Consider the following 25843-nt stretch of genomic DNA (forward strand, 5'->3'; position numbering starts at 1 on the left):
CCCGTTCTGACCCCGCGAGTCGCCCGTTCTCCGTGCGCGAGTCGCCCCCGCGCGTGTGACGGGCTCGTTCCAGGTTGTCGCCGCCCGGTGCCGAGACGAGACTCGGTGTGGTGGTTGCCGCCGACCGAGCCCGCGCCCGGATGGTCGACGCCCTGCGTGACGCCGGGCGCATCCGTTCGCCTGCGGTCGAGGACGCGTTCCGGGCCGTGCCCCGCCACCTCTTCCTGCCCGGGCTCTCGATCGACGACGCCTACGCCGACGAGGCGGTCGCGGTCCAGTTCGCCGAGGGTGTGGCCACCAGCTCGGCGTCGCAGCCGTCGATGATGGCGATCATGCTGGAGCAGCTCGACCTGCGGCCGGGGCACCGGGTGCTCGAGATCGGGGCGGGCACCGGCTACAACGCGGCGCTGATGGCGCGGATCGTCGGCCCGACCGGCGCGGTGACGGCCGTCGACATCGACGAGGACCTCATCGCCGGCGCCGCCGTCCACCTGGCCGATGCCGGGGTGACGGGCGTGGGGCTGGTGGTGGGGGACGGCGCACTCGGGCACCCACCGCTCGCTCCCTACGACCGGATCGTGCTGACCGTCGGCAGCAGCGACATCCGTCCCGAGTGGGTGGCGCAGCTCGCGCCGGGTGGGCGCCTGCTGCTGCCACTCGCGGTGCGCGGCAGCCAGCTCTCCACGGCTCTCGACCTCGGCCCCGACGGGGTGCTGCGCAGTGACTCGGTGCGCAGCTGTGCCTTCATCCGGCTCCGCGGCCTCGGGGCGAGCACCGACGTCGCGGCCCGGCTGGACGGCTTCCGGCTCATGCTCCAGGTGGCCGAGGACGGGCCCGGACCGGACGCGGCCGAGGTGGCCGCGGCCCTCGCCTGCCCGGGCGGCCTGCTCCCGGTGCCGGTGCGGCTGGGATCTGCGGACGTGTGGGACGGGTTCGGGCTCTGGCTGGCCCTCACCGAGGTCGGAACGTGCCGCCTGCTGGCGTCCGACGCGGAGACGGGCCTGCCCGACGACCTGCTACCGCTGGGGCCCGGCCGGGGCACGATCGCGCTGGCCACGGTGCGGGGCGAGCAGCCGCCGGGTCTCGCGATGGTGGTGGCCGGACCGGATCGCGCCGAGGGGAGCAGAGCCAGCTCGGTGGGGGTGCGGGTGTACGGGGCGGCCGGCCCCGTGCTCGGTGTCCGGCTGCTCACCGCGCTCGAACGGTGGCTGACGGCGGGCCGGCCGGGTGCGGCGGAGTGGCAGATGGCGGCCGTGCCGGCGGGGGTGCTGCGCGAGCCGCTGCCCCCGGGGGTGGCCGTGGTCCGCAAGGAGCACTGCTGCCTGCTCCTGGACATGCCCGGACTGCCGACGAAGTGACGAGCTGAGCTGAGAAGCGCTCAGCCGGCCAGCGCCAGCGCGAACGGCAGCACCGCGGTGGCCCCGGCCTGTCGCAGCAGCCGTGCGGCCACCGTGGCCGTCCACCCGCTGTCGATCAGGTCGTCGACGAGGAGGATGGGCCCGCCGGGGGGTGCGAACGTGGGCGGCTCGAACGCTCCCCACACCGCCGCGAGGCGCTGAGCGCTGTTGTCGTGCGCGGCGGGGCGCGGCCCCGCAGGGACCAGCGTGCCCAGCAACGGCAGGCGGCCGATCTCGGCGATCCGGCGGGCCAGATGGTCGAGCTGGTGGGGCCGGGTGCGGGAACCGATGCCGACCACGCCGACCGGGCGCTCCTCCCAGCCCCAGCCGGCCAGCACCCGGACGCACGCGTCGAGCACGTCGGCCGGGATCGGGGCATCGGGACCCGCCACCAGCTCGCGCAGCCGGGTGCCCCACCCGATGTCGGACAACCGCCCGATCACCCGCCCGACATCGGCGAGCTCCCCGGCGGCGATCCGGCCGGACACCGGCACGCCCAGCTCGGCCATGCCGCTGGGCCACTGCTTGCGGGGCGGTACCTCGACCCCGGGGCGGGTGATCCGCTCCTCGGCCGCGGTGGTGACCCCGGCGTCGACGTCGGTGCTCCACACCTGCCCCGCACAGTTGTCGCACCGCCCGCACGGCTGGGCGTCGGGATCGTCGAGCTGGCGGCGCAGGAACACCAGCCGGCACTCGGCCGTGTCGAGGTAGTCGAGCATCGCCTGCTGCTCGGCGTGGCGGGCCTCGGCGATGCGGCGGTGGCGTTCCTCGTCGTAGACCCAGTCCTGCCCGGTGGCGACCCACCCGCCCTTGACGCGGCGGGCAGCACCGTCGCTGTCGAGCACCTTGAGCAGCATCTCCAGCCGGGTGCGGGAGAGGTCGACGCGCGTCTCGATCGCGGCGGTGGAGAGCGGTTCGGGGCCGAGCACCCGCAGCGTCTGGCGGACCAGCGGCTCCGGCGGGAACGCGAGCGAGGCGAAGTAGGCCCAGATGTCGCGGTCCTCCCGGCCGGGCAGCAACACCACCTCGGCCCGCTCGACGGCGCGCCCGGCGCGTCCGATCTGCTGGTAGTAGGCCACCGGCGAGGCGGGAGCGCCCAGGTGCACCACGAACCCGAGGTCGGGCTTGTCGAACCCCATGCCGAGCGCGCTGGTGGCGACCAGCGCCTTGACCCGGTTGGCCAGGAGGTCGGACTCGGCCGCCAGCCGCTCCGCCGGATCGGTCTTGCCCGTGTAGGACGACACCGGGACGCCGCGCTCGCGCAGGAACTCCGCGATCTCCTCGGCGGCGGCGATCGTGAGCGTGTAGATGATGCCGGCGCCGGGGAGGGCGTCGAGTTGTGCGGCGAGCCAGCCCAGCCGCTGGGCGGGCGTGGGCAGCCGCACGACGGACAGGCGCAGGCTCTCGCGGTCGAGCGAGCCGCGCAGGACCAGGGGCTCCCCCGAGGCGAGACCCAGCTGCTCGGTGACGTCGACGACGACGCGGTCGTTGGCCGTGGCGGTGGTGGCCAGCACCGGGATGCCGTCGGGCAGATCGGCGATGAGTGCCCGCAGGCGGCGGTAGTCGGGGCGGAAGTCGTGGCCCCAGTCGGACACGCAGTGCGCCTCGTCGACCACCAGCATCCCGGCGCTCGCGGTGAGCCGGGGCAGGACGCGGTCGCGGAAGTCGGGGTTGTTGAGCCGCTCGGGGCTCACCAGCAGGACGTCCACCTCGCCGGCGTCGACCGCGTCGTAGGTGCGCTCCCAGTCGGCGGTGTTGGCCGAGTTGACCGTGACGGCGTGGATGCCGGCGCGCGCGGCGGCGTCGATCTGGTTGCGCATCAGCGCCAGCAGCGGCGAGACGATGACGGTGGGCCCGGCGCCGTCGGCCCGCAGCAACGCGGTGGCCACGAAGTACACGGCGGACTTGCCCCACCCGGTGCGCTGCACCACCAACGCGCGCCTGCGCTGCGCGACCAACGCCTCGATGGCTCTCCACTGGTCGTCGCGCAGCCGGGCCGACGGACCGGCCAGGGTGGCCAGCACGGCCTCGGCACGGGCCCGGAGGCCCTGCGTCGCTGCTGCGGGCTCTGCCGTCGCTGCCTGGGGGGTTGTCGTCACGTGCCCCATGGTGGACGACAGCACCGACAGCCGGGCGGGCGGCCGCCGACGCTCCCCCGACCGAGACCTCAGTCGCGCGACGGCACGGGCGCCCAACCGGTCATGTCGAGCACGAAGCGGTAGCGCACGTCGTTCGCGCGCAGCCGCTTCAGGGCGATCTCGACTTGTTCGGCCGGCAGCACCTCGACGTCCGCGGTGATGCGGTGCTCGGCCGCGAAGTCCAGCAGCTCCCGCGTGGAACGGACACCGCCGCTACCGGCCGAGGCCAGCGACTTGCGCCCCACCAGCAGGCTCATGGCGTCCACGTGCCAGCCCTCGGCGGGGATGCCCAGCACGCACAGGGTGCCGTCCATCGCCAGTGCCCGCAGGTAGGGAGCGGGGTCGTGGGCGGCGGAGGCCGTGTCGAGGATGACGTCGTAGCGTCCGGCCACGGCGGCCATCGCCGCCTCGTCGCGGGACAGCACGACCTCGTCGACGCCCAGGGCGCGAGCGGCCTCCTCCTTGCCCGGCGAGGTGGTGAACACCGTCACCCGCGCGCCCAGCGCCGTGGCGAGCTTCACGGCCAGGTGGCCGAGGCCGCCGAGCCCGACGATCCCCACGTCCTTCCCCGGTCCGACGTCCCACCGGCGCAGCGGCTCCCACACCGTCACCCCCGCGCACATCAGGGGTGCGGCGCCTGCCGGGTCGAGCTCCGGCGGTAGGTGGTGGACGAACTCGTCCCGCACGACGTACTCGTTCGCGTAGGCGCCCTGGGTCGTTGTCCCGTCGACACGGTCGACGCCGCCGTAGGTGGTGGTGGGGAACGCCTCGCAGTAGTTCTCCTGACCGGCGCGGCAGGCGCGGCAGGTTCCGCACGAGTCCACGATGTTGCCCACGGCGACCGGGTCGCCGACCGCGAAGCGGGTGACCTCCGATCCGACCGCGCCGACCCGGCCGACGAACTCGTGGCCGGGGACGAGCGGCCGCGGGCCGGCGGCGTCGACGGCGTGGAGATCGCTGTGGCACACCCCGCAGTACGTCACCTCGACCGCGACGTCGTCGGGCCGCAGGTCGCGACGGGTGAACCGCCACGGCTGCAACGGCGTTCCCGGCTCCAGCGACGCGAACCCCTGTACCTGGCGCATGTGTGCGCTCCCTACTGAGAAACAAACTGGTTGGTTTGTTCGACCGTACGGCCATCGGCTCGCGCAAGCAACTAACTGGTTTGTCTGTTGGCTCGCTAGGCTGGGACCCATGCGAGACGGACAGGCCACCAGGCGGCGGCTGCTCGACGCGGCCACGGCGGAGTTCGCCGCGCACGGGATCGCCGGCGCCCGGGTGGACCGGATCGCCGCGGAAGCGCAGGCGAACAAGGCGCAGATGTACGCCTACTTCGGCAGCAAGGAGGGGCTCTTCGACGCCGTGATCGAGGAGCACCTCGACCTGCTCGTGGCCACCGTCCCCAGCAGCGGCGACGACCTGCCCGGGTACGCGGTGGGCCTCTACGACTTCTACCTCGAGCGGCCGGAGCTGGTGCGCCTCGCCACCTGGGCCCGGCTGGAGCGCACGCCCGTCGGGGCGCTGTTCACCTCACTGGACGAGGCCGAGACCGACAAGGTCGGCGCGGTCGTCGAGGGGCAGCAGGCAGGCTCCGTCACCGCCTCGATCGACGCGGCCGAGATCCACCGGCTCGTCGTCGCCCTGTCCGCCACCTGGGGGCCCGCGAGCCTCACCTACACCGCCGACAGGACCGAGGAGGAGGCCGTCCACCGGCAGCGCCGACACATCCTGGCCGAGACCGTACGGCGGGCCTTCGCGCCCTGATCCCCGCCCGCTGTCCGGCGCCGACCGGCCCTGGGCGAAGCGACGAGCTGCAAGGCAGGATGAGGTCGATGAGTGCTCCCCAGTCACCCCTGTTCGGCTCGGTCGCGGACGTGGCCGAGCGGCTGGCGAGCGTCGGTTACCTCGCCTCCACGGCCGTCGCCACCACCGTGTTCCTGGCCGACCGGCTGGGCAAGCCGCTGCTCGTGGAGGGTCCGGCGGGCGTGGGGAAGACCGAGCTGGCCAAGTCCGTGGCCGCGGCCACCGGCGCCGGGCTCGTGCGGCTGCAGTGCTACGAGGGCATCGACGAGGCCCGCGCGCTCTACGAGTGGAACCACGCCAAGCAGCTGCTGCGGATCACCGCGGGCCAGGGCCGCGAGTCCTGGGACGACACCCGGGACGACGTCTTCTCCGAGGAGTTCCTGCTCCCACGCCCGCTGCTCACCGCGATCCGGCGCACCGAGCCGACCGTGCTGCTCGTCGACGAGATGGACAAGGCCGACGTCGAGGTGGAGGGCCTGCTGCTGGAGGTGCTCTCAGACTTCCAGGTCACGGTCCCCGAGATGGGCACGATCACCGCGTCCCGGCGGCCGTTCGCGCTGCTCACCTCGAACTCCACGCGTGAGCTCTCCGAGGCCCTGAAGCGCCGGTGCCTCTTCCTGTACCTCGACTTCCCCGACGCCGACCTGGAGCGGCGGATCGTGCTCAGCCGCGTCCCGGAGCTCACCGAGTCGCTGGTGGACGCCCTCGTGCGCACCGTGCGCGTGCTGCGCGGGCTGGAGCTGCGCAAGGCCCCCTCGGTGGCGGAGACGATCGACTGGGGACGCACCCTGCTGGCGCTGGGGCTCGACACCCTCGACGACGACACCGTCCGCGCCACGCTCGGCGTGGTGCTCAAACACCGGTCCGACGCCGCGGCGGCCGCCGCGGAGCTGCGGTTGAACTGATCGGCGGTAATCATGGGGTGGTGGACACCGCGGTGAGCATCGGCTCGGAGCACGGCCTGCCCGGGCACCTCGTCGAGTTCGTCACCGCGCTGCGCCGCCACGGTGTGTCCGTCGGGCCGGGGGAGACCGTCGACGCCGCACGCGTGCTCGGGGCGCTCGACCTGATCCACCGCGAGCACGTCCGGGAAGGGCTCGCCGCCGCGCTGCTGCGCCGCTCCGGCCAGCGACAGGTGTTCGACACGCTCTTCGAGCTGTACTTCCCGGCGGCGCTGGGGGCGGGCTCCGCGGAGGTCGAGGTACCTCGCGTGGACGACGCCGCCGACGGGCCGGTGGACGTCGACGCGCTGCGGGACATCCTCGCCGACCTGCTGCGAGACGGCGACACCGCGGCGCTCGCCGAGCTGGCGCGTGCCGTGGTCGACGCGCTCGGGCGCTCGGGGGCGGCCGGCACCGGAGTGCGGGGGGCGGGCGGCCAGCCGAGCTGGTCGGCCTACCAGGCGCTGCGGGTGCTCTCGCCCGAGACGCTGCTGGCGCGGATCCTGGACGAGCTGAGGGCGGGCGGCGCCGAGGAGGACGCGTTCTCCGACGAGGTACGGCGCCGCGAGATCCGCGACCGCATCGCCGCGTTCCGGAAGATGATCACCGACGAGGTGCGGCGGCGGACCGCCGAGCAGCGCGGCCGTGACCAGGTGGCGAGGACGGCCGTGCCGAAGCAGGCCGAGCAGGTGGAGTTCCTCTCCGCCCACGCCGAGCAGCTCGCCCAGCTCCGCCGCACCGTGCACCCGCTCGCCCGCAGGCTCGCGTCCCGGCTGGCCGTGCGGCGCAGGCACGCCAGGCGCGGCACGCTCGACATGCGGCGGACGCTGCGCCGCTCGATGTCCACCGGGGGCGTGCCGATGCGCCCGGCCTACCGCAAGCGCCGTCCGGGACGCCCGGAGCTGGTGGTGCTCTGCGACGTCTCCGGTTCGGTGGCCGGGTTCAGCCACTTCACGTTGCTTCTGGTGCAGGCCCTGCGCGAGCAGTTCAGCAAGGTGCGGGTGTTCGCGTTCGTCGAGCGTGCCGACGAGGTGACCCACCTGTTCGACCCCGGGGCGGAGCTGTCCGGGGTGATGCAGCGGGTGCTGCGGGAGGCCGACCTCGTCGCGTTCGACGGCCACAGCGACTACGGCGGCTCCTTCGGCACCTTCGCCGAGCACTGGGGCGATGCGGTGACGTCGAAGACCTCGCTGCTGGTGCTCGGGGACGCGCGCACCAACTACCGCGACCCCAACCTCACCGTGCTCGGGCGGCTGGTGGGCCGGGCACGGCATGCGCACTGGCTCAACCCGGAGCCGCGCCGCCAGTGGGGCACCGGCGACTCCGCCGCTCTGCGCTACGCCGGCGTGCTGCCGATGCACGAGTGCCGCACGGCGGCGCAGCTCGCCGATGTGGTGGAGGGCCTGCTCCCCGTCTGACCCGATCGGGAGCTCTTGGTAGCACACGGGTACCAAGCGAATCCAGCACTTGACTCTGCGTGACAAAGATCGCATTCTCCTCCATCGGAGTGACCCCCACAAAAGGGGTCACCGTGACAAAACGTGGAGCGCCCTCTATGACCGCAGCCACGCGGCCCCGTCGATCACGGGTCGTCGCCGCATCCACAGCCGGGCTCGTCGCCCTCGTCGGCTCCGTGCTCACCGCCGGGCCGGCGTCCGCGGCGCCGGCCGGATGCGACAACCGCACCAACGACTCCGTGGAGAAGCTCCTGGAATGCGTCACGGTGGAGGGAGTGCGTGCTCACCTGCAGGCGTTCCAGGACATCGCCGACGCCCACGACGGCACTCGTGCCTCCGGCACCGACGGCTACGACGCGTCGGTGCAGTACGTGGCCGACCAGGCCCGGGAGGCGGGGCTGACCGTCACCACCCAGGACTTCGAGTTCCCGTTCTTCCAGCTCAACAGCGCCGCGTTCGCGCAGACCGCGCCCGCGGAGGCCACCTACGCTGTCGGCACCGACTTCGCTCCGATGACGTTCTCCGGCAGCGGTGACGTGACCGGCACCGTGGTGCCGGTGGACCTGCTGCTGCCATCGGTCGGTGGCTCGACGAGCGGCTGCGAGGCGGCCGACTTCGCCGGGTTCCCCGCCGGGGGGATCGCCCTGCTCCAGCGCGGGACGTGCGACTTCGGGGTGAAGGCCACCAACGCCGCGGCGGCGGGGGCCGCGGGTGCGGTGATCATGAACGAGGGCAACGCCCCGGACCGCACCGAGCTCCTCGAGGGCACGCTCGGGGCGCCGCTCGCCATCCCGGTGGTGGGCACGACGTTCGCTCTCGGTGAGTCGCTGCAGAACGCCACCGTGAGCCTGCAGGTCGACGCGATCAGCGAGAACCGCACCACCACCAACGTGTTCGCCGAGACCGCCAAGGGCGGCGGGGACACCGTGCTGATGGTCGGGGCACACCTCGACTCGGTGCCGGAGGGCCCGGGGATCAACGACAACGGCAGTGGCAGCGCCTCGATCCTCGAGGTCGCCACGCTCATGGGGAAGGCCAAGCCGACGGCCACCGTGCGGTTCGCCTGGTGGGGAGCCGAGGAGCTCGGACTGCTCGGGTCGGAGCACTACGTGGCGTCGCTGCCGGAGCCCGAGCGGGCCCGGATCGCGGGCTACCTGAACTTCGACATGGTGGGCTCGCCCAACTTCGTGCGCTTCGTCTACGACGGCGACAACTCCGACGCCGTGGGCGCAGGCCCCGGGCCGGCCGGATCGGCGGCGATCGAGGACGTGTTCGAGAAGTTCTTCGCCGACCGCGGCCTCGCCAGTGAGGGCACCGACTTCGACGGGCGCTCGGACTACGGGCCGTTCATCGCCGCCGGGATCCCCGCAGGCGGGCTGTTCACCGGAGCGGAGGGCGTGAAGACCCCGGAGCAGGCGGCCACCTACGGCGGCACGGCCGGGGCCGCGTACGACCCCTGCTACCACCAGGCCTGCGACACCATCGCCAACATCAACGACACCGCGCTGGAGGAGCACGCCGACGCCATCGCGTACTCGACCTTCACGCTGGCGTCCGACCCGGCGCTGATCACGGGCGCCGCGCCCGCGGCGCCGAGCGGACCGACCGGCGCGACCGCGGGTGGCGGCGGCCTGGCTCACGACCACGGAGGCCTCAGCTCCTGACGATCCCGCTCTGACGATCTCCCGCTGATACGTCGCCGGCACGCACCTGCGTGCCGGCGACGCGGCGTCTCGGGGGCATCGGTGTCAGTCGGTGCCGGTGCGCAGCGCGAACCGCTCGGCGACCGCCAGGTCGCCGGTGACGTCCAGGGCGCCGGCCGGACGGCGGCGGTAGAGGTAGAGCAGCAGGTCGGAGGCGGTCGCCCGGACCACGACGTCCGCCCCCGGGCCGTCGGCCCCGCCGGCCTGGTCTGCGCCCCCGCCGGCCAGCCGCTGCCAGCGAGCTGCGCCCTCGTGGTCCTCCGTGGCCTGCCACCGGAACCCGGTGTCCACCGCGACCAGCTGGAGCGTGCCGCCGACAGCTGCCGCGTCCTTCGTCCGGAACGGCGTGCTGACCTCCAGGAACTCCTCCACGGCATCGGTGGCGGCCGTGGCGTCGAGCGGGCTCTCCCGGCCGGTGGCCTGTTCGGCGTCCCACCGGTGGACCGCGGCCTCCTGCACCTGATGGCGCACCACGAACCCCGCGTCGCGCCGCGCGGCCCAGGTGTAGACCGGCTCCCCGGGCTCGGCGCCGCGCAGCGACTCGACGAGCCCGGCGACGCCGGCTCGCAGCCCCGGGACCAGGCCGGCGTCATCCGGGCGCACCGGGTCGGGCACCGTGGCCGGGTCCTGCACGCGACCGGCGACGATCGCCCCCCAGAAGTGCTGCACCTCGAGCAGGTGCCAGACCAGGTCGGCCACCGACCAGGCCGGACAGCTCGGCACCGGGGAGGCGAGGTGCCCCTCGGCGGCGTCGGCGAGGGCGAGCGTGTCGGCCTCGATGCGGCGGAACGGATCGAACTCGGTGGCGAGCCCGTAGGCGGCGCGCTGGCCGGTGATCTTCACGAGCGGGGACCGTAACCGGTGGGTCCGACACTCTCGGGTGGTTTCAACACGCTGTTGACCGGTTCAACAGGCAGTTGTACCGTCTGCCCCCATCGCGCCCGCTCCCCAGCCCGTGGAGGTACCCGTGTCCGTCCTGCAGCAGAACTCGACGGGCCGAAAGCGGCCCGGCCGCTGGCGACTCGCCGCGATCGCCGGACTCGCGACCATCGCCGTCGCCGCGTGCGGGGGTGGCTCGGGCGACGGCGCGGCCGCACCCGCGGCCGCGCCCGCCGGGGGCGGCGCCGTCCCCGACACGTCCTCGCTGCTGGCGGGGGTGCAGAAGGACGCACAGCTCGCCGCCACACTGCCGCCCACGATCGCGCAGGCCGGCAAGCTGACGATCGGCTCGAACCTCCAGTCGGCGCCCAACAACTTCTACGCGGCCGACGGCACCACCCCCATCGGTTACGAGGTCGACCTGGCGAAGGCCGTCGCGGCGAAGCTGGGGGTCACCGTCGCCTACCAGGACATGGCGTTCGGCTCCCTCATCACGAGCCTCCAGTCCGGCCGGGTGGACATGACGATGGCCGCGATGAACGACACCGCCGAGCGGCAGAAGCAGATCGACTTCGTGGACTACTTCACCTCGGGCATCACGATCATGGTCAAGAAGGGGAACCCGGACGGCATCACGGGCCCGGACACCCTGTGCGGCAAGGCCGTCGCGGTGGTGCAGGGCACGAGCCACCAGGAGTTCGCCACCGAGCAGAGCGCGACGTGCGTCCAGGCGGGCAAGGGACCGATCACGGTCACCGCCACCGACAGCGACACGCAGAACCAGAACCAGCTCCGCACCGGCCGCGTCGCGGCCATCCTCAACGATCTCCCCAGCGCGGTCTACATCTCGCGCACCGCGGGCGACGGGGAGTTCTTCGAGGTCGTCCCGGGCGAGCCGATCAACGGCGGCCCGTACGGGATCGGCGTGAACAAGACCAACACCCAGCTCACCGAGGCGGTCCGCGGCGCGCTGCAGTCGCTGGTCGCCGACGGCACCTACGCCACGATCCTCGACGCCTGGGGCGTCCAGCAGGGAGCCATCGCGCAGGTGGGCGTCAATGGCGGAAGCTGACGTGCAGGACGGCCGCGCGCTCGCGGTCGGCGGCGAGCTGCCGATCGTCCGGCTCCGGCACTGGGGGCGCTGGGTCAGCGGCGTCGTCGTCCTCGGTCTGCTCGCCCTGCTCGGGGTCGCGCTGGCCCAGGCCCAGGTCCAGTACGGGTCGGTGCCGGAGTTCCTCTGGTACCGCGTGATCCTGGTCGGCCTGCTGAACACCGTGGTGCTCGCGGTGGTCGCCCAGGGCTCGGCGATCGTGATCGGGGTCGTGATCGCCCTGATGCGCCGGTCGGTCAACCCCGTGGCCCGCTGGTTCGCCGCGGCCTACATCTGGCTCTTCCGCGGGCTTCCGGTGCTGCTGCAGATCCTGATCTGGTACAACCTGGCACTGGTCTTCACCTACATCTCGATCCCGCTGCCGTTCGGCGGCTACCTGCTGCACGAGCAGACCAACGTGCTGGTCACCGCGTTCGTGGCGGCGCTGCTCGGGCTGGCGCTGAACGAGAGTGCCTACATGGCCGAGATCGTCCGCGCCGGGCTCAACAGCGTGGATCAGGGCCAGGCCGAGGCGGCGAAGTCGATCGGGATGGGCCCGCTGCTGACGCTGCGCCGGGTGGTGCTGCCCCAGGCCATGCGGGTGATCATCCCGCCCACCGGCAACGACTTCATCAACATGCTCAAGGGCACCTCGATCGCGTCCGTCATCGGGGTCACCGAGCTGATCCACGCGGCCAACAACATCTCGTCGAACAACCTGCTGGTGATGGAGACGCTGCTGGCCGCCGCGATCTGGTACATGGTCGTGGTCACGGTCGCCGGCGTCGGCCAGCACTACCTGGAGCGAGCGTTCGACGCGGCCGACCGCACCGGCTCGGCGGGCGGTCCGTGGTCCCGCGCCGCCCGGGCCCTGCGCACCGCACCGACGGTGAGGAGCCGCGATGTCTGACGCCGGGCTCGAACAGCCGCTGCTGCGTGCCGTGGGCGTGCGCAAGCGGTTCGGCGACACGGAGGTGCTGCGCGGCATCGACCTGACGGTGTCCAAGGGGAAGGTGGTCTGCCTGCTCGGGCCGTCCGGCGCGGGCAAGAGCACCTTCCTGCGGTGCATCAACCACCTCGAGACGATCGACGGCGGGCAGGTCTGGGTGGACGGCGAGCCGATCGGCTTCCGGCTGCGTCACGGCAAGCTCTACGAGCTGCCCGAACGCGAGGTGGCCAAGCAGCGCAGGCACATCGGCATGGTGTTCCAGCGGTTCAACCTGTTCGCCCACCGCACCGTTCTCGAGAACGTGGCGGAAGGCCCCGTCCGGGTTCTCGGGGTGGCCACTGGCGACGCCCGGCGGGAGGCGCTCGCCCTGCTCGACCGGGTGGGCCTCGCGCACCGGGCGGACGCCTACCCCGGTCAGCTCTCGGGTGGGCAGCAGCAACGGGTGGCCATCGCGAGGTCGCTGGCGATGAGGCCCAAGCTGATGCTCTTCGACGAGCCCACCTCGGCGCTCGACCCGGAGCTGGTCGGAGAGGTGCTGGAGGTGATGCGGGCATTGGCCGCCGAGGACATGACGATGATCGTCGTGACCCACGAGATGGGCTTCGCCCGAGAGGTCGCCGACGAGGTGGTGTTCATGGTCGACGGAGCCGTGGTCGAGACCGGACCACCGAGCCAGGTGCTGGCCGCGCCGCGGCACGAGCGCACCCGCCAGTTCCTGGCCCGGGTCCTGTGACGGGGACGCGGCCGCCTGCCCGGCTCTCGCCCCGCTACCTCGCCCAGTTCGACGAGCCGCCCGGCTACCTCGACTTCGCGCGGTTCGGGCCCCCGTCGCACGCGGTGCTCGACACCACGGCGCACCTGCTGGAGCTGTCGACGAAGGCCGGCCCCACCACGGTGGACGAGCTGATGCGGCAGGAGGTGCGCGCGAAGGCGGCCGCGGCCCGGATGTGCGGCAGCGACACCGACCACGTCGTGCTGGTGCCCAACACCAGCACGGGCCTCTTCCAGGCGGCGTTCCACGCGCCGGGCGGCGAGGTGCTCGTGCCGGTGGCGGAGTTCCCGTCCAACACCTACCCGTGGGCGCGCGCCGAGCAGGTGGGTCGCGCGCGGGTGCGCCCGCTGTCCCCACCGGGTGGCCATGTCACCGCCGACGCGGTCGCGGCCGCCCTGACCGACGAGATCACCGTGGTCTCCGTGAGCGCGGTCGACTTCCGCACCGGGTACCTCGCGGATCTCGCCGCGATCCGGGACGTGGCGGGCGACCGGCTGCTCGTGGTCGACGGCATCCAGGGGTTCGGTGTGGTGGACGCGCCGTGGGAGGTGGCCGACGTGCTCGTGGTCGGCGGGCAGAAATGGCTGCGCGCCGGGTGGGGCACGGGCTTCGCCGTGCTGTCGGACCGCGCGCTGGAGCGGATGGACCAGGTGCTGTCGGGCTGGACGGGGGCCCGAGACCCGGGACTGTTCGACGACGAGATCCACCCGCCCGCCCACACCGCCGCGGCCTGGTCGATCAGCAACCTCAGCCCGGTCACGTCGGGCGCCTTCGCCGCGGCGCTCGAACTGGTGGAGGACGTCGGCGTGGCGACGGTCGAGGCCCGGATCCGGGAGCGCGTGGGGGAGCTGGAGGAGGCCCTGCTGTCGGTGGGCGCCCGGATCGTCTCCTCCACCGGGCGCCGGGCCGGGATCCTGGCCTTCGAGCTGCCCGGGCACCCGGCCGAGCAGGTCGGCGCCGCGTTGGCCGCGGAGGGGATCGCCGCGACCGTCCGCCCCGAACACGTCCGGCTGTCACCGCACGCCTCCACCCCCGCCTCGGCTGCCGAGCACGTCCGCGTGGCGCTGGCCCGGCTCACGCGGCTGGCGCCCCCGGGCTCCCGATCCCCGGCCGGCCCACCCGCCGAGGCGTCCCACGCCCTGCTCGCCGCGCTGGTGCCCGCGGTCTCCGGCCTGGCCACGATGCTCGGCCCGGGCACCGAGGTGGTGCTGCACGACCTGTCGCGGCTGCCCGACTCGATCATCGCGGTGGCCGGCGACCTGACCGGCCGCACCCCGGGCGGCCCGATCACCGACCTGTTGCTCGGGCTGGTGCGCCGCGGCACCACGCACGACCTCACCGACTACGAGACGCACGGACCGGACGGGCGGCCGATCCGGTCGTCCACGATGTTCCTGCGCGACGAGAACGGGGTCGCGGTGGGCTGCCTGTGCATCAACAGCGAACGTCCGGCCACCACCGGCGCCACGCGTGCGGGGGAACGGCGCGAGACGTTCCCGCCGGACGTCGACAGCCTGCAGCGGTTACTGGTGGACCACGCCATCGACCGCACCGGGGTGCCGGTGGAGCTGATGAAGAAGACCCACAAGGCGGCCGTGGTGCAGGAGCTCGACGAGGCCGGCTACTTCCTGATCAAGGACGCGGTCGACAGCCTCGCCGCCGAGCTGGCCGTCACCCGGTACACGATCTACAACTACCTCAACGAGGTCCGCCGGTAGCGCTTCCCGCGTGATCGAGATCGAACTGATGTTCGATTCGAGGTACCGTCCCCTGCGTGCCGCCCTTCGACCTCGCCTGGCAGCCGTCGCTGCTCGACGCCGCCGCTGACGGCGTCGAGATCGACGCTGCTTTCTCCGGCGTCCGACGCCGTGAGCTGGGGGAGGGGGCGTGGGTCGACCACGGGCCCGGGTGGTGCCGTGGTGCCGACGGGCTCTTCGCCCGGCTCCTCGACACCACGCCGTGGGCGGGCCGGGAGGTGCGGATGTACGACCGGATCGTGCCGGAGCCCCGCCTCACCCATCGCTGGCGCCTCGACCACGGCCCCGTCCCGCCCGCGGAGCTCGGCGAGATGGCGCGGGTGCTGAGCGAGCGCTACGGCGTCGCGTTCACGCAGGTGGGCGTCAACCTCTACCGGGACGGCGCCGACAGCGTCGCCTGGCACGGCGATCGCGTCGCCCGTGACCTTCCGGAGGCGATCGTCGCTCTGGTCTCGCTCGGTGCGGTCCGCCCCTTCCGGCTGCGTCCCACCGGCGGCGGCGCGTCGATCGGGTACCTCCCCGGGCCGGGCGACCTTCTCGTGATGGGCGGCTCCTGCCAGCGCACGTGGCAGCACTCCGTACCCAAGACGCGCCTGGTCGGGCCCCGCATCAGCATCCAGTTCCGGCACGCCTACCAGCGCTGACGCGGTGTGGCGGAGGTCGCACCGGGCGCCTCTCCACGAACTTGACCGGGCGGCCAGTCAGGCGCATCATCAACTCATTGGATCTCATCTCCACGAGGGAAGGGTGATCGCGATGACCGCAAGGTCATGGCACCGGTGGCAGGACTGGGCAGCGCTGGTGATCGGCGTGCTGACGCTCCTGTCGCCGATCGTGGTGAGCACCGACGCCACCGCGTTGTGGACGCTCATCGTGTTCGGTGTGCTGATCGCCGCCACGGCGCTCTGGTCGCTGGCGCAGCCGGGTTCGGTGGCCAGCGAGTACGTGCACGCGGTGCTCGGCGTGCTGTTGTTCATCTCGCCGTGGGTGCTGGGCTACAGCGACCTGGGCGGGGCGTCCTGGACGTCCTGGGTCGCCGGCGTGCTGACGGTCGCCGTGGGGCTCGCCGCCCTGCCGGCCGCCAACGCGGAGCACCGAGGGCTGGCCGGACAGCACTGAGCCGGTAACAGGAAGATCTACAGCACGGCCGTGGCCCGGTTGGCCACGGCCGTGCTGCGCGTCAGGATGGGCGGCGCAACGATGGACGGGTGGTGAGTGCGACATGACCGAGCCGGGTGCGCGCGACCGGATCCTGGCCGCGGCGGAGGAACTCTTCGCCGGCCACGGTTTCGACGCCACGCCCACGTCACGGATCGCGGAGCGGGCGGGCGTGCCGAAGGGCCTGGTGCACTACTACTTCAAGCGGAAGCCGGACCTGCTGACGGCGCTGGTCGAGCGGCTGCCCGAGGAGCACCTCGACCCGGCGAACGTGGTGGTGCCCGGCGACGTCGCGGCGAGCCTGCACCGCCTGGTCGATGTCCTCGACCGCACCCTGGACTCGTCGGCGATGCTCTCGCACCTGCTCTGGCGGGAGGCCGACACTCATCCCGCCGTGCTCGACGTCCTGCGTGCGCGCTTCGCCCGCCTGGTGGAGCAGATCCGCGCCGTCGTCGCGGCGGCTCGACCGAGCGGTTGCGCCGCCGCCGATGTGGACAGCGCCGCGCACCTGCTGGCCTCGGCCGTCAGCTACCGGCACTCGGTGGCCCGCCACGCGGAGGACGGCCAGGACACGATGCACCGCGAGCTGCGTTTCCTGGCCGACGCGCTGGCCGCGGGGGCCGGCGCGTAGCACGCTCCTGGGCTCCACCGTCACCCGAACGTAACGCGGACCCGCGCCGTCATCGTCCACACTGTGTGAACCGACCGGTTCATACAGAGGAGTCGACGTGACCGTTCCGGACCTGACCGCCTTCACCGACCTCGGCGTGTTCACCCCCGCCGATGGCTCCGACGCGGCGAAGGCCTGCTACGACCGCTGGGGCTTCGTGGTGCTGCGCGGCCTGCTGGACGACAGCGCAATCGACGCGATGGAGGCGGAGTGCGTGGCCGCCCAGCAGGGCGTGCTCGCCGGTGAGCTCGACGCGCGGCACGGCTCCCGCAAGTACCTCGACGACGAGAGCAAGGCCGAGCACGTCGTCAACTACGTGGAGCGCGTCGAGGAGCTCGCCCCGACGATCGATGCAGCGCTCGCCACCCCGACCCTCGTGGAGCTCGTGACGCGGATCCTCGGCCCGGACCACTGGCCGGCGCGAGGTGGCGTGGTCTACCAGGACGCCCGGCCGGGCCGGGACTCCGGCTACACCCGCATCGGCTGGCACGCGGACTGGCAGGCCGTCCCGCACCTCGACATCTGGCCGGGCACGGCGTTCACGATCCACATCGACGCCACCAGCCCGGCCAACGGGTTCCTCCGGGTGGTGCCCGGCAGCCACCTCTGGGCCACGGCGTCGCCGTTCGAGAACATCAACAACGTGGCCGTGCCCGAGGGCACGCCCGCCGCCCGCGGCTACACCGACACACCACCGCCCGCGCCCATGCCGTTGGGCTTCGAGAAGATCCGCGGGGAGATCCCGGTCTACGCCGAGCGCGGCGACGTGATCCTGCACGACGCGTACCTCTGGCACTCCGCCGCTCGCGCCACCGACGACCACACCGTGCGCCGCCACGTCCGCGGTGGCTGGCACGGCGGAGACACCTCGCTGCGCGACGCGGACACCGGGTTCGTGAAGAACGCGGCTCGCTGATCCGGCGTCACACCGGGGTCGTCAGCCACTCCTCGACGCGCTCCACACCGTCGGACACGAGCTCCGCCGGAGCGCCCGAGCCCACCAGTGACGAGTGCGCGAGCTGTGCCAGCCGCTCGTCGGACAGCCCCATCGTGTCGCGCGCCAGCTCGTACTCCGCGAGCAGCCCGGGGCCGAACAGGAGCGGGTCGTCGCCGTTGAGGGTGCAGCGGACACCCGCATCGAGCAGCCGGAGGAGCGGGTGCTCGTCGAAGGACGGCACGACGGCGAGCATGACGTTGGAGGTCGGGCACACGTCGAGCACGATCCCGTCGGTGGCGAGCCGCTCCACCAGCGCCGGGTCCTCGACCGCTCGGACGCCGTGGCAGATGCGCCGCGCGCCGAGCGCGTCGAGCGCGCCGTAGACGCTGGCCGGCCCCGCCAGCTCACCCGCGTGCGGCGCGGAGATCAGCCCGGCGTCGCGGGCGATCCCGAACGCCTCCGCGAACGGCTCCGGCCCGAACAGCGCCTCGTCGGCCGCCAGCCCGAACGACACGACGCCCGCGCCCGCGTACCGGGCGGCCAGCTTCGCCAGCTCCACGGCCTGGGCAGGGTCGAAGTCCCGTAGCGCCGAGACGATCCAGCCGCACCCGATCCCGCGGGCCGCCGCGGCGCGTTGCCCCTCGTCGAGGACGATCTCGAGCACGTCCTCGGACGTGCCGAGCTGCCCGGTGTAGCGCAGCGGGTAGAAGTGCGGTTCCACCCAGAGCGCGCCGTCGTCCGCGGCGTCGTCGACGACCTCGCGCACCACGCGCCGCAGGTGGTCCTCCGTGGTGATCAACGCCGACGCCGCGCGGTACTGCAGACCGAACTCGGCGAACGAGGTGTAGCCCCGCACCGGCGGGACCGGCACACCGGCCGCGGCGGCCAGATCAGCGAGCGTCGACGGGCGCATCGCGCCCTCGAGGTGCAGGTGCAGGTGGGCCTTCGGCAGCCGGGCGAGGTCACGGGCCATCGGACGGTTCTGCAACTCGTTCTCCCTGGTCTGCTGGGCGGGTCGAGGCCGAGATCCGCACCGTACTTCTCGACCGCGAGGTGCGCCGCTACCGAACGGCCTCCGGGTAGCGTGACGCGCCATGGCGGACGGTGGCGCGGAACCCGAGCGGGACCGGCTGCTGCGGCTGGCCGCCGACCACGTGCTCGAGCAGGGCATCGCCGAGATGACGCTGCGTGGGCTGGGCGCGGCGATCGGCACGAACAACCGCATGCTGCTCTACTACTTCGGCTCGAAGGAGAAGCTGATCGAGCAGGCGCTGCTGGAGGCGGCGCGGCGGTTCCCGGCCTTCGCCGGGGCGATGACCGCACTCGACGAGCCCGGGACGCCACTGGCCGAGCGCTTGTTGAACTGCTGGAGAGGCATCGCCGCCCCGGAGAACCTCCCGTTCCACCGGCTGTTCTTCGAGGTCTTCGGGCAGGCCGCCCACAACCCGGGCCGCTTCGACGAGTTCCTCGCCAGGGTCGGCCACGACTGGACCAACCAGGTGGCCGGCGCGTTGCGCGCCGAGGGGGTGCCGGCCGCGCCCGCGGCCCGGTTGGCCCGCGAGATCGTCGCGTTGTGGCGCGGGCTGCAGTTCGACCTGATCTCCACCGGTGACCACGAGGCGGTGACGGCGGCCTACGCGGTCACCGTCGCCGCGTTCGCGCAGCGCTGCCGGGCCGCGAGCGGGGAACGGGTCCCGGCCGAGGTGCGTCAGCCGGCGAGCTGAGCCGGGTTCTGCGGGGTCGTCGACGTCCGGCGCGCCCCGCCGACACTGCTCGGTGTTTCGGATTGCGCATTACTCTGCACAGGGTGAAGCGCAAGATCGGGGTGATGGGCGGGACGTTCGACCCCATCCACCACGGCCACCTCGTGGCCGCAAGCGAGGTCGCCGACCGCTTCGGTCTCGACGAGGTCGTGTTCGTGCCCACGGGGCAGCCGTGGCAGAAGTCCGAGCGCGAGGTGAGCGCGGCCGAGGACCGCTACCTGATGACGGTGGTGGCCACGGCGTCCAACCCCCGCTTCACCGTCAGCCGGGTCGACATCGACCGCGGCGGGGCCACCTACACCACCGACACGCTCACCGACCTGCACCGGCAGCGTCCCGGGTCGGAGCTCTACTTCATCACCGGCGCCGACGCGCTGGCCCAGATCCTGTCCTGGCAGAAGCTCGACGAGCTGTTCGACCTGGCCCACTTCGTCGGGGTCACCCGGCCCGGCTACGAGCTGGACGACCACCACCTGCCGGACGGCTCCGTCACGCTCGTCGAGGTGCCCGCGATGGCCATCTCGTCCACCGACTGCCGCCGCCGGGTCGCCGACGGCCGTCCCGTCTGGTACCTGGTGCCGGACGGGGTCGTGCAGTACATCTCGAAGCGCGGGCTGTACCAGGAGCCATCGTCCTGACCTGATGTGCCGTTCCATCAGGACCGAGCTGTAGTACCGGCGGAATTCGCTTGATCTGCCGCCGTACCGTCGGCAGTGATGAGCACGCACCAGATGCAGGTCCTCTGGGTCAGCGGCGCCCCCGGGACGGGGAAATCAACAGTTGGTTGGGGTCTGTTCAAGGAGATTGCGGCCCGCGGCGCAGACGTCGCCTATCTGGATATGGATCAGCTCGGCTTGATCGGTCCTCCACCGGGAGGTGGCGACGCAAGTCATCGAATCAAGATCGAGAACCTGCTCGTGCAGCTCTCAGTTCTCCGATCGGCAGGAGCTCGGCGGATCATCGTGTCCGGAGTGATCGATCCGGACGTTGGAATCGAACCCTATTTGGCTGGTCATCCACTGGGGAATATCGCGGATTTCCGCCTCGTGCGGCTGGTGTGTGAGAGAGATGAACTGAGGCGTCGCTTTCTTGGCCGGGGGTCGCCGGCCGGGCTTCTGGAGCAGCTGATGATCCTCGCTGAGCAGTTGGACCGAACGGACTTCGGGGCTTCGTTCGATACGACGGGCCAGCGGCCTGATGAGACGGTCGACGAGCTCTTGAACCAATTCGATGTCGAGACGGACGAGGCCCCTGTCCAGGAGATGAAACAGTCCGACATGGAGCCCGCATCCGGTGGATCCGTTCTCGTCGTCACGGGTGCGACCGCGACGGGGAAGTCGACGGCCTGCTGGCAGGTTCTTCACGACCTCTGGAAGGAAGGCGTCTCGGCGGCTTTTGTCGACATCGGCCAACTACGGTTCAGTCACCCGAACCCTCCGGTCGAGGTCACTGCGGCGCGTACAGCTGCGCTGTGGAATTCCTACAAGCGGGCCGGGGCGCAGGTGCTCATCGCTGTGGATCGCGATGCTTCGGTTGCGGCCAAGCTGATCACCTCGGACCCCGTAGTGTTCGTTGAATTGGTGGCTGATTCGGCAGCTTTGGCTGACAGAGTCGCGCGTAGGGCCGCGGGGGAGTCGCCCCTTCTGGCGGGTGATGAAATCCGGGGTATCGACGGAGAGCGGCAGGCAGAGATTCTGCAGTCGGCCGTGGGTGAAGCAGAGCGGCTCAGATCTGCTGGACGGGTCGTCGGCACCATTGTCATCGAGACGAGCGACCAGTTGCCGGCTCAGACTGCGGATGCAATCCGCGACGTGGCGGCACTGCATATACCTGAGCTTTCTCGATCGTAGATCGGGAGAGTCGGGCTCGCCCATCACGGGGGCGCGACTGCGAACTCCAGTGCCGTCCGCCCTTCCGCCACCGGTCCTGAGGCGTGGAGCGTGAGCCCGCAGTCGGCGGCCAGCCCGGCCAGCTCGTCGACCGTCCGCTCCCGGCCGCCGAAGCACATCAGCATGAACAGGTCCATCGCGGTGTCGGCGCCCTGCCCTCGCACCGGCTCGATCACCACCACGGTGCCGTCGGGCGCGGCGGCCCGGCGACACCCGGCCAGGATCTGGCGGGCGTGGTCGTCGTCCCAGTCGTGCAGGATGTCGGACAGAAGGTAGGCGTCGGCGCCGGTCGGCAAGGGGTCGAAGAAGCTGCCGGACACCGCCCCGGCCCGGTCATCGAGCCCGGTTGCGGCGAATCTGCCGATGGCAGCGGTAGCCGTCGGGGGTAGGTCCAGGGCCCGTCCGCGAACGTCGGGATGGGCGTTCAGGATCGCCGCGAGCACGGTCCCGTCCCCGCCGCCGACGTCGAGGATCTCAGGGAACCGGCTCCAGTCGAAGCGTTGGGCGATCTGTGTCGCCTGTACCCGGAACCGCCAGTTCATCTGGGCGTCGAACGAGCGCCGTAGTTCCGGGTGGGCGTCGAGGTCCGTCCAGAACTCGCGCCCGTATCGGTGCGGGTAGGCCGGAGCGCCTGTGGTGATCGTCCCGAGCAGTTCGACGAAGGCGAGTTCGGCGCGTCCACCGGCGCTGTTGATGTCGAGCAGGGGTTTGATCCCCTCCGGGGCGTCCTCGCTCAACTGGGCACCGAGGGTCGTGGCCCGGTAGCGGCTGGACTCCGGATCGAGGGCGAAGACACCGATCGCGACGAGGTGATCGAGCAAGCGTCGGAGCGCCGGCGCCGCGGTTCCGGTCTCGGAGGCGAGTTGCTCCGCCGTCGCGCCGCTCCCCGCGCGCTCCGCCAGGCTCAGCGTCGCGGCCACCCGGATGGACATGGGGGTGGCCAGATCGGCCATTCCCCGAATCGACGGTGCCGGCGCTGGGAGGTCCACCCGCTGAACCTATCCACGCCTCTCGAAGCGTCGCCGCTACGTCGGCCCCGGCCGCTCCGGTGGCAGCGTCCAGCCGTTCTCCACCGAGACCCGGCACCGGTCGGGGTCGTCTCCTCTGCTGACGAACAGTGCGGTCAGCAGGGGGACGCCGTTGGCGAGCGTGCCGTGCGGCAGGGGGCCGTTGGCGACCAGGGAGACCAGCCCGTGGGCGATGGCCCAGCTCTGGGTGGCCAGTTCGAGTGGCTCGGTGTCGGCGCGGAAGCGGTCGGCTCGCCTGGATCGGTCGACGGCGCGAACCAGATGCTCGAGGGTCGCGTCCGCGGCCGTGAGGTCTTCGAGGTCGAAGTTCGCGTCGAACATCACCCGGTACAGGTCCGGGTGGTCCAGGGCGTTGCCGAGGTAGGCGGCGACCAGCGCGGTCAGGTCCTGCACCGGGTCCGCGGACGTGGGCACCGTCGCGAACCTGGCCGCCAGGCGGGTGAAGCCCTCCTGCCGCAGGGCCTTCCACATGCCGTCCATGCCGCCGAAGTAGGTGTAGACGGCCATCGTCGAGACACCTGTCCCGGCCACCAGTGATCGCAGGGTGATGGGCTCGCGGGTCCGGAGCATGCGGGCGGCCCGTTCGACGAGCAGGGTGCGGACCGCGGGGTCCTTCGTCCTGGCCATGACGTCAAATTACATAACATCGCGCTGCTATGGTTACGGGGTCCGTGAACGACGGACTCTCACGACAAGGAGTCATGCATGGCCGTCACCCTGGTGAACCCCGACGGGTTGCCGCAGGTCGAGGCGTACCGGCAGGTGTCGGTCGCCACCGGTACGAAGCTGGTGTTCATCGCCGGCCAGGTCGCCTGGGACGCCGACGGGCGCACGGTCGGCGTGGGCGATCTCGCCGCTCAGGTCGAGCAGTGCTACCTCAACGTCGCCACCGCACTGGCCGGGGTCGGTGGCTCCTTCGACGACGTCGTGAAGCTGACCGTCTACGTCGCCGACTGGACCCCCGACAAGATGACTCTCTTCGGAGAGGGAGTCGCCCGGGCGGCTGCGAAGCTGGGAGTGACCCCGGTCCCGCCGGGCTCGCTGATCGGCGTCGCGGCGCTGGACGTACCCGATCATCTGGTGGAGGTCGAGGCCACCGCGGTCCTCGACTGAGCGCGGCGCGGCGCGGGCGCGGAACGAGCCGAAACGGGGCCGGCCGACCGGCCCGGCAACGGCGCCTGGTGAGAACGTTCGCCTCTCGGGCGCGCCGTCGATAAGGTACGCCTCTGTTCGGGTGACAATGAGCCGACTCTCCGTTGTCACGTGGCTGTTCCGCGGCAATTCTCCCGGGCTCAATAAGCACGATCAGACGCGTAACCTGACTGTCCGTACTTTATTCGTACGATAGTGGTACGCGCTTTCGACGGTGGCGTACGCGATAGATTTGCCGCCGGTCGGCGGGCTCCCCCGAAGAGGCCCTTCCGCAGTTGGCCTCGGCCGACGCGCTGACTCCGAGCGTCGGCACTGTTGCCGACCCGCGATGAGGAGAACACCTGTGCTGAAGAAGGCTGGAATCGTGGCGGTCGCCGCCACGGCCGGCATATCTGCGCTGACCCCATTGGCATTCGCGCTCGACCGCGACGACCGCGGCGACGGAGATGACAACACCTCGTTCGTCATCGAGGACAACAGCGTCGAGCGGAACCAGGTCAACCGCTGTGACTTCGAGCAGAACTCAGCCGCTACGGGGCTTCCCGGCCCGATCCTCTCCCAGAGCCAGCAGGGCAACTGTGTCAACGTTGGTGACGGGAGCTCCCTCGGTCCGCCGCCGCCTCCTCCTCCAGGGCCCGGCCCTGACTCCGAGGTCGTCTACAGCTCGATCCCGGACAACCTGCCCGGCCACGTGATCTCCATCAGCTACAACGCCACCGGCACCAGCGAGCTCGGCGACGAGGTCGGGCTCGCCGGAGGGCCCGACCGGGAGCTGGAGTCCCTGGAGGTCGTGCTGGACAGCTCGGCCTGCCAGGTCGGCAACTTCTACAGCAACAACTGTGTGACCACGCCCGGGGCCACGTTCGCCCACCCGATCACCATGAATGTCTACGCCGTGGACGATTCCGGTCCCACTCCGACGCCGGGCGCTCTGCTGGCCACCCGCACGGAAGTCAGCAGTATTCCGTACCGCCCGTCGGCCGACCCGGTGAGTTGCACGGGCGCCAATGCGGCCAATGGTTCGACCCGTCCGACAATGCCTGCTACAGCGGCATCTCGTTCAGGCTGAGGTTCGAATTCCCGGCCGGCACGCCGTTGCCCGACCGGGTCATCTGGACGGTGGCGTTCAACACGACGAACGCCGGACCCAACCCGATCGGTCCGGCCCCCTGTGTCGCCACGGTGGAAGGCTGCACCTACGACTCGTTGAACCTCGGAGCCGACACCTTCGCCGGAGCACCGTACGTCGGGGTCGACATCGACCCCAACGGCGCATTCCTCGACTCGAACCAGCCGGGTTTCTACTGTGACGGCGGTGCGGGCGGCACGGGCTTCCTCCGGCTCGACACGGACACCACATCGTGTTGGGACACCAACAAGCCGCTCGGCAAGATCACCGCGCTCGTGGAGTAGCGCCGGTGCGGCGGTGGACGGGGACGCGATGGTCTCCGTCCACCGCCTTACCGGGCGTTCCGCTCCCTGTCCGACAGCGCAGGATGCTCGTCCTCGGCGTCCCAGCCGAGTTCGGCGAGTGCCCTTCCGGTGTCCCAGAAGCCCGTGTTCCGGGGCAGCGGCCGGCGCAGCGGCGCGTCCGGGTACCACCGCCGGGCCAGCTCCTCCGACGGGACGTCGGTGCTGGTCCGGGCGGCCACGATGTTGTAGACGGCCGGCCCCGGCGTGCTGCGGTGCAGGGCGAGCAGGCAGGCCGCTGCCGCGGAGTCGAAGGACGTCCACCCCCACAGCTCCCGTGGGTCCCGGTCGTCCTCGGCCGGCCGGTGGGCGGCGGCGAAGTCTTTGCGGAGGGCGTGCAGCCGTAGCGCGGAGAATGTGACGGTCGGCCGGCGCCTGGCGAACGCCGCCATCTGCTGCTCGCCGATCCACTTCGACAGGCTGTAGGAGTCCTCGCAGTACGTGGGGTGCTCCTCGTCGATCGGGAAGTAGTCGTAGCGAGGGGTCGCGCTGAATATCCCGCCGATCGCGTTGACACTCGACGCGAGGCAGACCGCGCCCAGCCCGTGCTCCTCGGCCGCCACCAGCACGTGGTGCGTGCCGCCGACGTTGGTGTGGTGCACCACGGGCTCCGGGTACCGGGGGTGGATGAGCGCGCCCAGGTGGGCCACGGCGTCGGTCCCGGCGAGCGCGGCCCGGACCTCGTCGAACTGGGTGAGGTCCGCGGCCCGGCACTCGACGCTTGCAGCGAAGCCACTTTGCGGCAACGTCGTTGCGTCAAAGTGGCTTTGCTGCAACTCGCCGAGCGCCGCCGGCAGGTCGACGGCAACCACGTCGTGGCCGGCGAGCAGTGCGCGCGCGACGACTTTGCGCCCGAGCTTTCCACCCGCCCCGGTGACGGCGATCCGCAT

At 71.8% G+C, this 25843-nt stretch carries 26 protein-coding genes; 19 read left to right on the top strand and 7 right to left on the bottom strand.

Going from position 1 to position 25843, the window contains the following annotated elements; genetic code table 11:
- Positions 1-110: 110 nt before the first annotated feature.
- Positions 111-1358, top strand: coding sequence for a methyltransferase domain-containing protein (locus HF577_RS10950; protein WP_169395679.1), 1248 nt, complete (start codon positions 111-113; stop codon positions 1356-1358).
- A 20-nt stretch (positions 1359-1378) separates the two neighbouring features.
- On the opposite strand, the gene HF577_RS10955 is transcribed toward HF577_RS10950, so the two are convergent.
- Together HF577_RS10955 and HF577_RS10960 are read right to left on the bottom strand one after the other, a co-directional pair.
- Positions 1379-3496 carry a RecQ family ATP-dependent DNA helicase gene (locus tag HF577_RS10955; RefSeq protein WP_312859070.1) on the bottom strand — a complete coding sequence of 706 codons (2118 nt, stop codon included), beginning with the start codon at positions 3494-3496 and terminating at the stop codon, positions 1379-1381.
- A gap of 68 nt (positions 3497-3564) precedes the next feature.
- Positions 3565-4620, bottom strand: a complete 1056-nt coding sequence (locus HF577_RS10960; protein ID WP_169395681.1) for an NAD(P)-dependent alcohol dehydrogenase — start codon at positions 4618-4620, stop codon at positions 3565-3567.
- Between the two features lie 109 nt (positions 4621-4729).
- Here HF577_RS10960 and HF577_RS10965 point away from each other — a divergent pair, with 109 nt between their 5' ends.
- The 4 genes from HF577_RS10965 to HF577_RS10980 all read left to right on the top strand — a co-directional run bounded on the left by HF577_RS10965 (position 4730) and on the right by HF577_RS10980 (position 9400).
- Complete coding sequence (locus HF577_RS10965; RefSeq protein ID WP_169395682.1) at positions 4730-5299, top strand: TetR family transcriptional regulator; 570 nt, start codon at positions 4730-4732, stop codon at positions 5297-5299.
- Positions 5300-5367: 68 nt separating this feature from the next.
- Entirely contained in the window at positions 5368-6243 is an 876-nt protein-coding gene (locus HF577_RS10970) for an AAA family ATPase (RefSeq protein WP_211174091.1), read from the top strand.
- A gap of 20 nt (positions 6244-6263) precedes the next feature.
- Positions 6264-7697 (top strand): vWA domain-containing protein, encoded by a 1434-nt coding sequence (locus tag HF577_RS10975; RefSeq protein ID WP_312859071.1) that lies wholly within the window; start codon positions 6264-6266, stop codon positions 7695-7697.
- 137 nt (positions 7698-7834) lie between these two features.
- On the top strand, positions 7835-9400 hold the full coding sequence (locus HF577_RS10980; protein ID WP_169395684.1) for a M28 family metallopeptidase: 1566 nt from the start codon (positions 7835-7837) through the stop codon (positions 9398-9400).
- Between the two features lie 84 nt (positions 9401-9484).
- On the opposite strand, the gene HF577_RS10985 is transcribed toward HF577_RS10980, so the two are convergent.
- The gene (locus tag HF577_RS10985; RefSeq protein ID WP_169395685.1) at positions 9485-10282 is read right to left on the bottom strand and encodes a maleylpyruvate isomerase family mycothiol-dependent enzyme; all 798 of its coding nucleotides are present in this window, start codon (positions 10280-10282) and stop codon (positions 9485-9487) included.
- A gap of 187 nt (positions 10283-10469) precedes the next feature.
- On the opposite strand from HF577_RS10985, the gene HF577_RS10990 reads away from it, so the two are divergent.
- The 8 genes from HF577_RS10990 to HF577_RS11025 all read left to right on the top strand — a co-directional run bounded on the left by HF577_RS10990 (position 10470) and on the right by HF577_RS11025 (position 17630).
- Positions 10470-11390, top strand: coding sequence for an ABC transporter substrate-binding protein (locus HF577_RS10990; protein ID WP_312859074.1), 921 nt, complete (start codon positions 10470-10472; stop codon positions 11388-11390).
- Positions 11377-12318, top strand: a complete 942-nt coding sequence (locus HF577_RS10995; protein WP_169395686.1) for an amino acid ABC transporter permease — start codon at positions 11377-11379, stop codon at positions 12316-12318. Before HF577_RS10990 ends, HF577_RS10995 begins: the two co-directional genes overlap by 14 nt.
- Positions 12311-13090, top strand: a complete 780-nt coding sequence (locus HF577_RS11000) for an amino acid ABC transporter ATP-binding protein (protein WP_169395687.1) — start codon at positions 12311-12313, stop codon at positions 13088-13090. Before HF577_RS10995 ends, HF577_RS11000 begins: the two co-directional genes overlap by 8 nt.
- The gene (locus HF577_RS11005; protein ID WP_169395688.1) at positions 13087-14847 is read left to right on the top strand and encodes an aminotransferase class V-fold PLP-dependent enzyme; all 1761 of its coding nucleotides are present in this window, start codon (positions 13087-13089) and stop codon (positions 14845-14847) included. Before HF577_RS11000 ends, HF577_RS11005 begins: the two co-directional genes overlap by 4 nt.
- Positions 14848-14903: 56 nt before the next feature.
- Positions 14904-15530 (top strand): alpha-ketoglutarate-dependent dioxygenase AlkB, encoded by a 627-nt coding sequence (locus HF577_RS11010; protein ID WP_169395689.1) that lies wholly within the window; start codon positions 14904-14906, stop codon positions 15528-15530.
- 112 nt (positions 15531-15642) lie between these two features.
- A complete protein-coding gene (locus HF577_RS11015; protein ID WP_169395690.1) occupies positions 15643-16005 on the top strand; it encodes an SPW repeat protein in 363 nt (120 codons plus the stop codon).
- 103 nt (positions 16006-16108) lie between these two features.
- The gene (locus HF577_RS11020) at positions 16109-16675 is read left to right on the top strand and encodes a TetR/AcrR family transcriptional regulator (protein ID WP_169395691.1); all 567 of its coding nucleotides are present in this window, start codon (positions 16109-16111) and stop codon (positions 16673-16675) included.
- Positions 16676-16772: 97 nt separating this feature from the next.
- Positions 16773-17630, top strand: a complete 858-nt coding sequence (locus tag HF577_RS11025; protein WP_211174092.1) for a phytanoyl-CoA dioxygenase family protein — start codon at positions 16773-16775, stop codon at positions 17628-17630.
- 7 nt (positions 17631-17637) lie between these two features.
- Here HF577_RS11025 and add read toward each other — a convergent pair whose 3' ends face one another.
- Positions 17638-18639 carry an adenosine deaminase gene (add, locus tag HF577_RS11030; protein ID WP_211174093.1) on the bottom strand — a complete coding sequence of 334 codons (1002 nt, stop codon included), beginning with the start codon at positions 18637-18639 and terminating at the stop codon, positions 17638-17640.
- 106 nt (positions 18640-18745) lie between these two features.
- Between add and HF577_RS11035 the strand changes: the two genes are divergently transcribed.
- The 3 genes from HF577_RS11035 (at position 18746) to HF577_RS11045 (ending at position 21264) form a co-directional block, all read left to right on the top strand.
- On the top strand, positions 18746-19375 hold the full coding sequence (locus HF577_RS11035) for a TetR/AcrR family transcriptional regulator (RefSeq protein ID WP_169395692.1): 630 nt from the start codon (positions 18746-18748) through the stop codon (positions 19373-19375).
- Between the two features lie 83 nt (positions 19376-19458).
- The gene (gene nadD, locus HF577_RS11040; RefSeq protein ID WP_169395693.1) at positions 19459-20052 is read left to right on the top strand and encodes a nicotinate-nucleotide adenylyltransferase; all 594 of its coding nucleotides are present in this window, start codon (positions 19459-19461) and stop codon (positions 20050-20052) included.
- Positions 20053-20130: 78 nt separating this feature from the next.
- Entirely contained in the window at positions 20131-21264 is a 1134-nt protein-coding gene (locus HF577_RS11045) for a nucleoside/nucleotide kinase family protein (protein WP_169395694.1), read from the top strand.
- A 23-nt stretch (positions 21265-21287) separates the two neighbouring features.
- Here the strand turns inward: HF577_RS11045 and HF577_RS11050 are convergent, their stop codons facing one another.
- Positions 21288-22256: a methyltransferase gene (locus tag HF577_RS11050; protein ID WP_169395730.1), complete on the bottom strand. Its 969-nt coding sequence runs from the start codon at positions 22254-22256 to the stop codon at positions 21288-21290.
- Between the two features lie 72 nt (positions 22257-22328).
- Positions 22329-22958: a TetR/AcrR family transcriptional regulator gene (locus tag HF577_RS11055; protein WP_169395695.1), complete on the bottom strand. Its 630-nt coding sequence runs from the start codon at positions 22956-22958 to the stop codon at positions 22329-22331.
- 78 nt (positions 22959-23036) lie between these two features.
- Here HF577_RS11055 and HF577_RS11060 point away from each other — a divergent pair, with 78 nt between their 5' ends.
- The 3 genes from HF577_RS11060 to HF577_RS11070 all read left to right on the top strand — a co-directional run bounded on the left by HF577_RS11060 (position 23037) and on the right by HF577_RS11070 (position 24896).
- Positions 23037-23444 carry a RidA family protein gene (locus HF577_RS11060; protein WP_169395696.1) on the top strand — a complete coding sequence of 136 codons (408 nt, stop codon included), beginning with the start codon at positions 23037-23039 and terminating at the stop codon, positions 23442-23444.
- A gap of 382 nt (positions 23445-23826) precedes the next feature.
- Complete coding sequence (locus HF577_RS11065; protein ID WP_211174094.1) at positions 23827-24552, top strand: hypothetical protein; 726 nt, start codon at positions 23827-23829, stop codon at positions 24550-24552.
- Between the two features lie 50 nt (positions 24553-24602).
- Complete coding sequence (locus HF577_RS11070; protein WP_169395697.1) at positions 24603-24896, top strand: hypothetical protein; 294 nt, start codon at positions 24603-24605, stop codon at positions 24894-24896.
- A gap of 47 nt (positions 24897-24943) precedes the next feature.
- On the opposite strand, the gene HF577_RS11075 is transcribed toward HF577_RS11070, so the two are convergent.
- A complete protein-coding gene (locus HF577_RS11075; RefSeq protein ID WP_169395698.1) occupies positions 24944-25843 on the bottom strand; it encodes an NAD-dependent epimerase/dehydratase family protein in 900 nt (299 codons plus the stop codon).

Source organism: Pseudonocardia xinjiangensis (assembly GCF_012911925.1).
Taxonomy (GTDB): domain Bacteria; phylum Actinomycetota; class Actinomycetes; order Mycobacteriales; family Pseudonocardiaceae; genus Pseudonocardia; species Pseudonocardia xinjiangensis.

Coding starts and splice junctions, on each gene's coding strand:
- HF577_RS10960 (WP_169395681.1), bottom strand. CDS start 4,620: ATGCGCCAGGTACAGGGGTTCGCGTCGCTGGAGCCGGGAACGCCGTTG.
- HF577_RS10965 (WP_169395682.1), top strand. CDS start 4,730: ATGCGAGACGGACAGGCCACCAGGCGGCGGCTGCTCGACGCGGCCACG.
- HF577_RS10970 (WP_211174091.1), top strand. CDS start 5,368: ATGAGTGCTCCCCAGTCACCCCTGTTCGGCTCGGTCGCGGACGTGGCC.
- HF577_RS10980 (WP_169395684.1), top strand. CDS start 7,835: ATGACCGCAGCCACGCGGCCCCGTCGATCACGGGTCGTCGCCGCATCC.
- HF577_RS10995 (WP_169395686.1), top strand. CDS start 11,377: ATGGCGGAAGCTGACGTGCAGGACGGCCGCGCGCTCGCGGTCGGCGGC.
- HF577_RS11000 (WP_169395687.1), top strand. CDS start 12,311: ATGTCTGACGCCGGGCTCGAACAGCCGCTGCTGCGTGCCGTGGGCGTG.
- HF577_RS11015 (WP_169395690.1), top strand. CDS start 15,643: ATGACCGCAAGGTCATGGCACCGGTGGCAGGACTGGGCAGCGCTGGTG.
- HF577_RS11020 (WP_169395691.1), top strand. CDS start 16,109: ATGACCGAGCCGGGTGCGCGCGACCGGATCCTGGCCGCGGCGGAGGAA.
- HF577_RS11035 (WP_169395692.1), top strand. CDS start 18,746: ATGGCGGACGGTGGCGCGGAACCCGAGCGGGACCGGCTGCTGCGGCTG.
- HF577_RS11045 (WP_169395694.1), top strand. CDS start 20,131: ATGAGCACGCACCAGATGCAGGTCCTCTGGGTCAGCGGCGCCCCCGGG.
- HF577_RS11050 (WP_169395730.1), bottom strand. CDS start 22,256: ATGGCCGATCTGGCCACCCCCATGTCCATCCGGGTGGCCGCGACGCTG.
- HF577_RS11055 (WP_169395695.1), bottom strand. CDS start 22,958: ATGGCCAGGACGAAGGACCCCGCGGTCCGCACCCTGCTCGTCGAACGG.
- HF577_RS11060 (WP_169395696.1), top strand. CDS start 23,037: ATGGCCGTCACCCTGGTGAACCCCGACGGGTTGCCGCAGGTCGAGGCG.
- HF577_RS11075 (WP_169395698.1), bottom strand. CDS start 25,843: ATGCGGATCGCCGTCACCGGGGCGGGTGGAAAGCTCGGGCGCAAAGTC.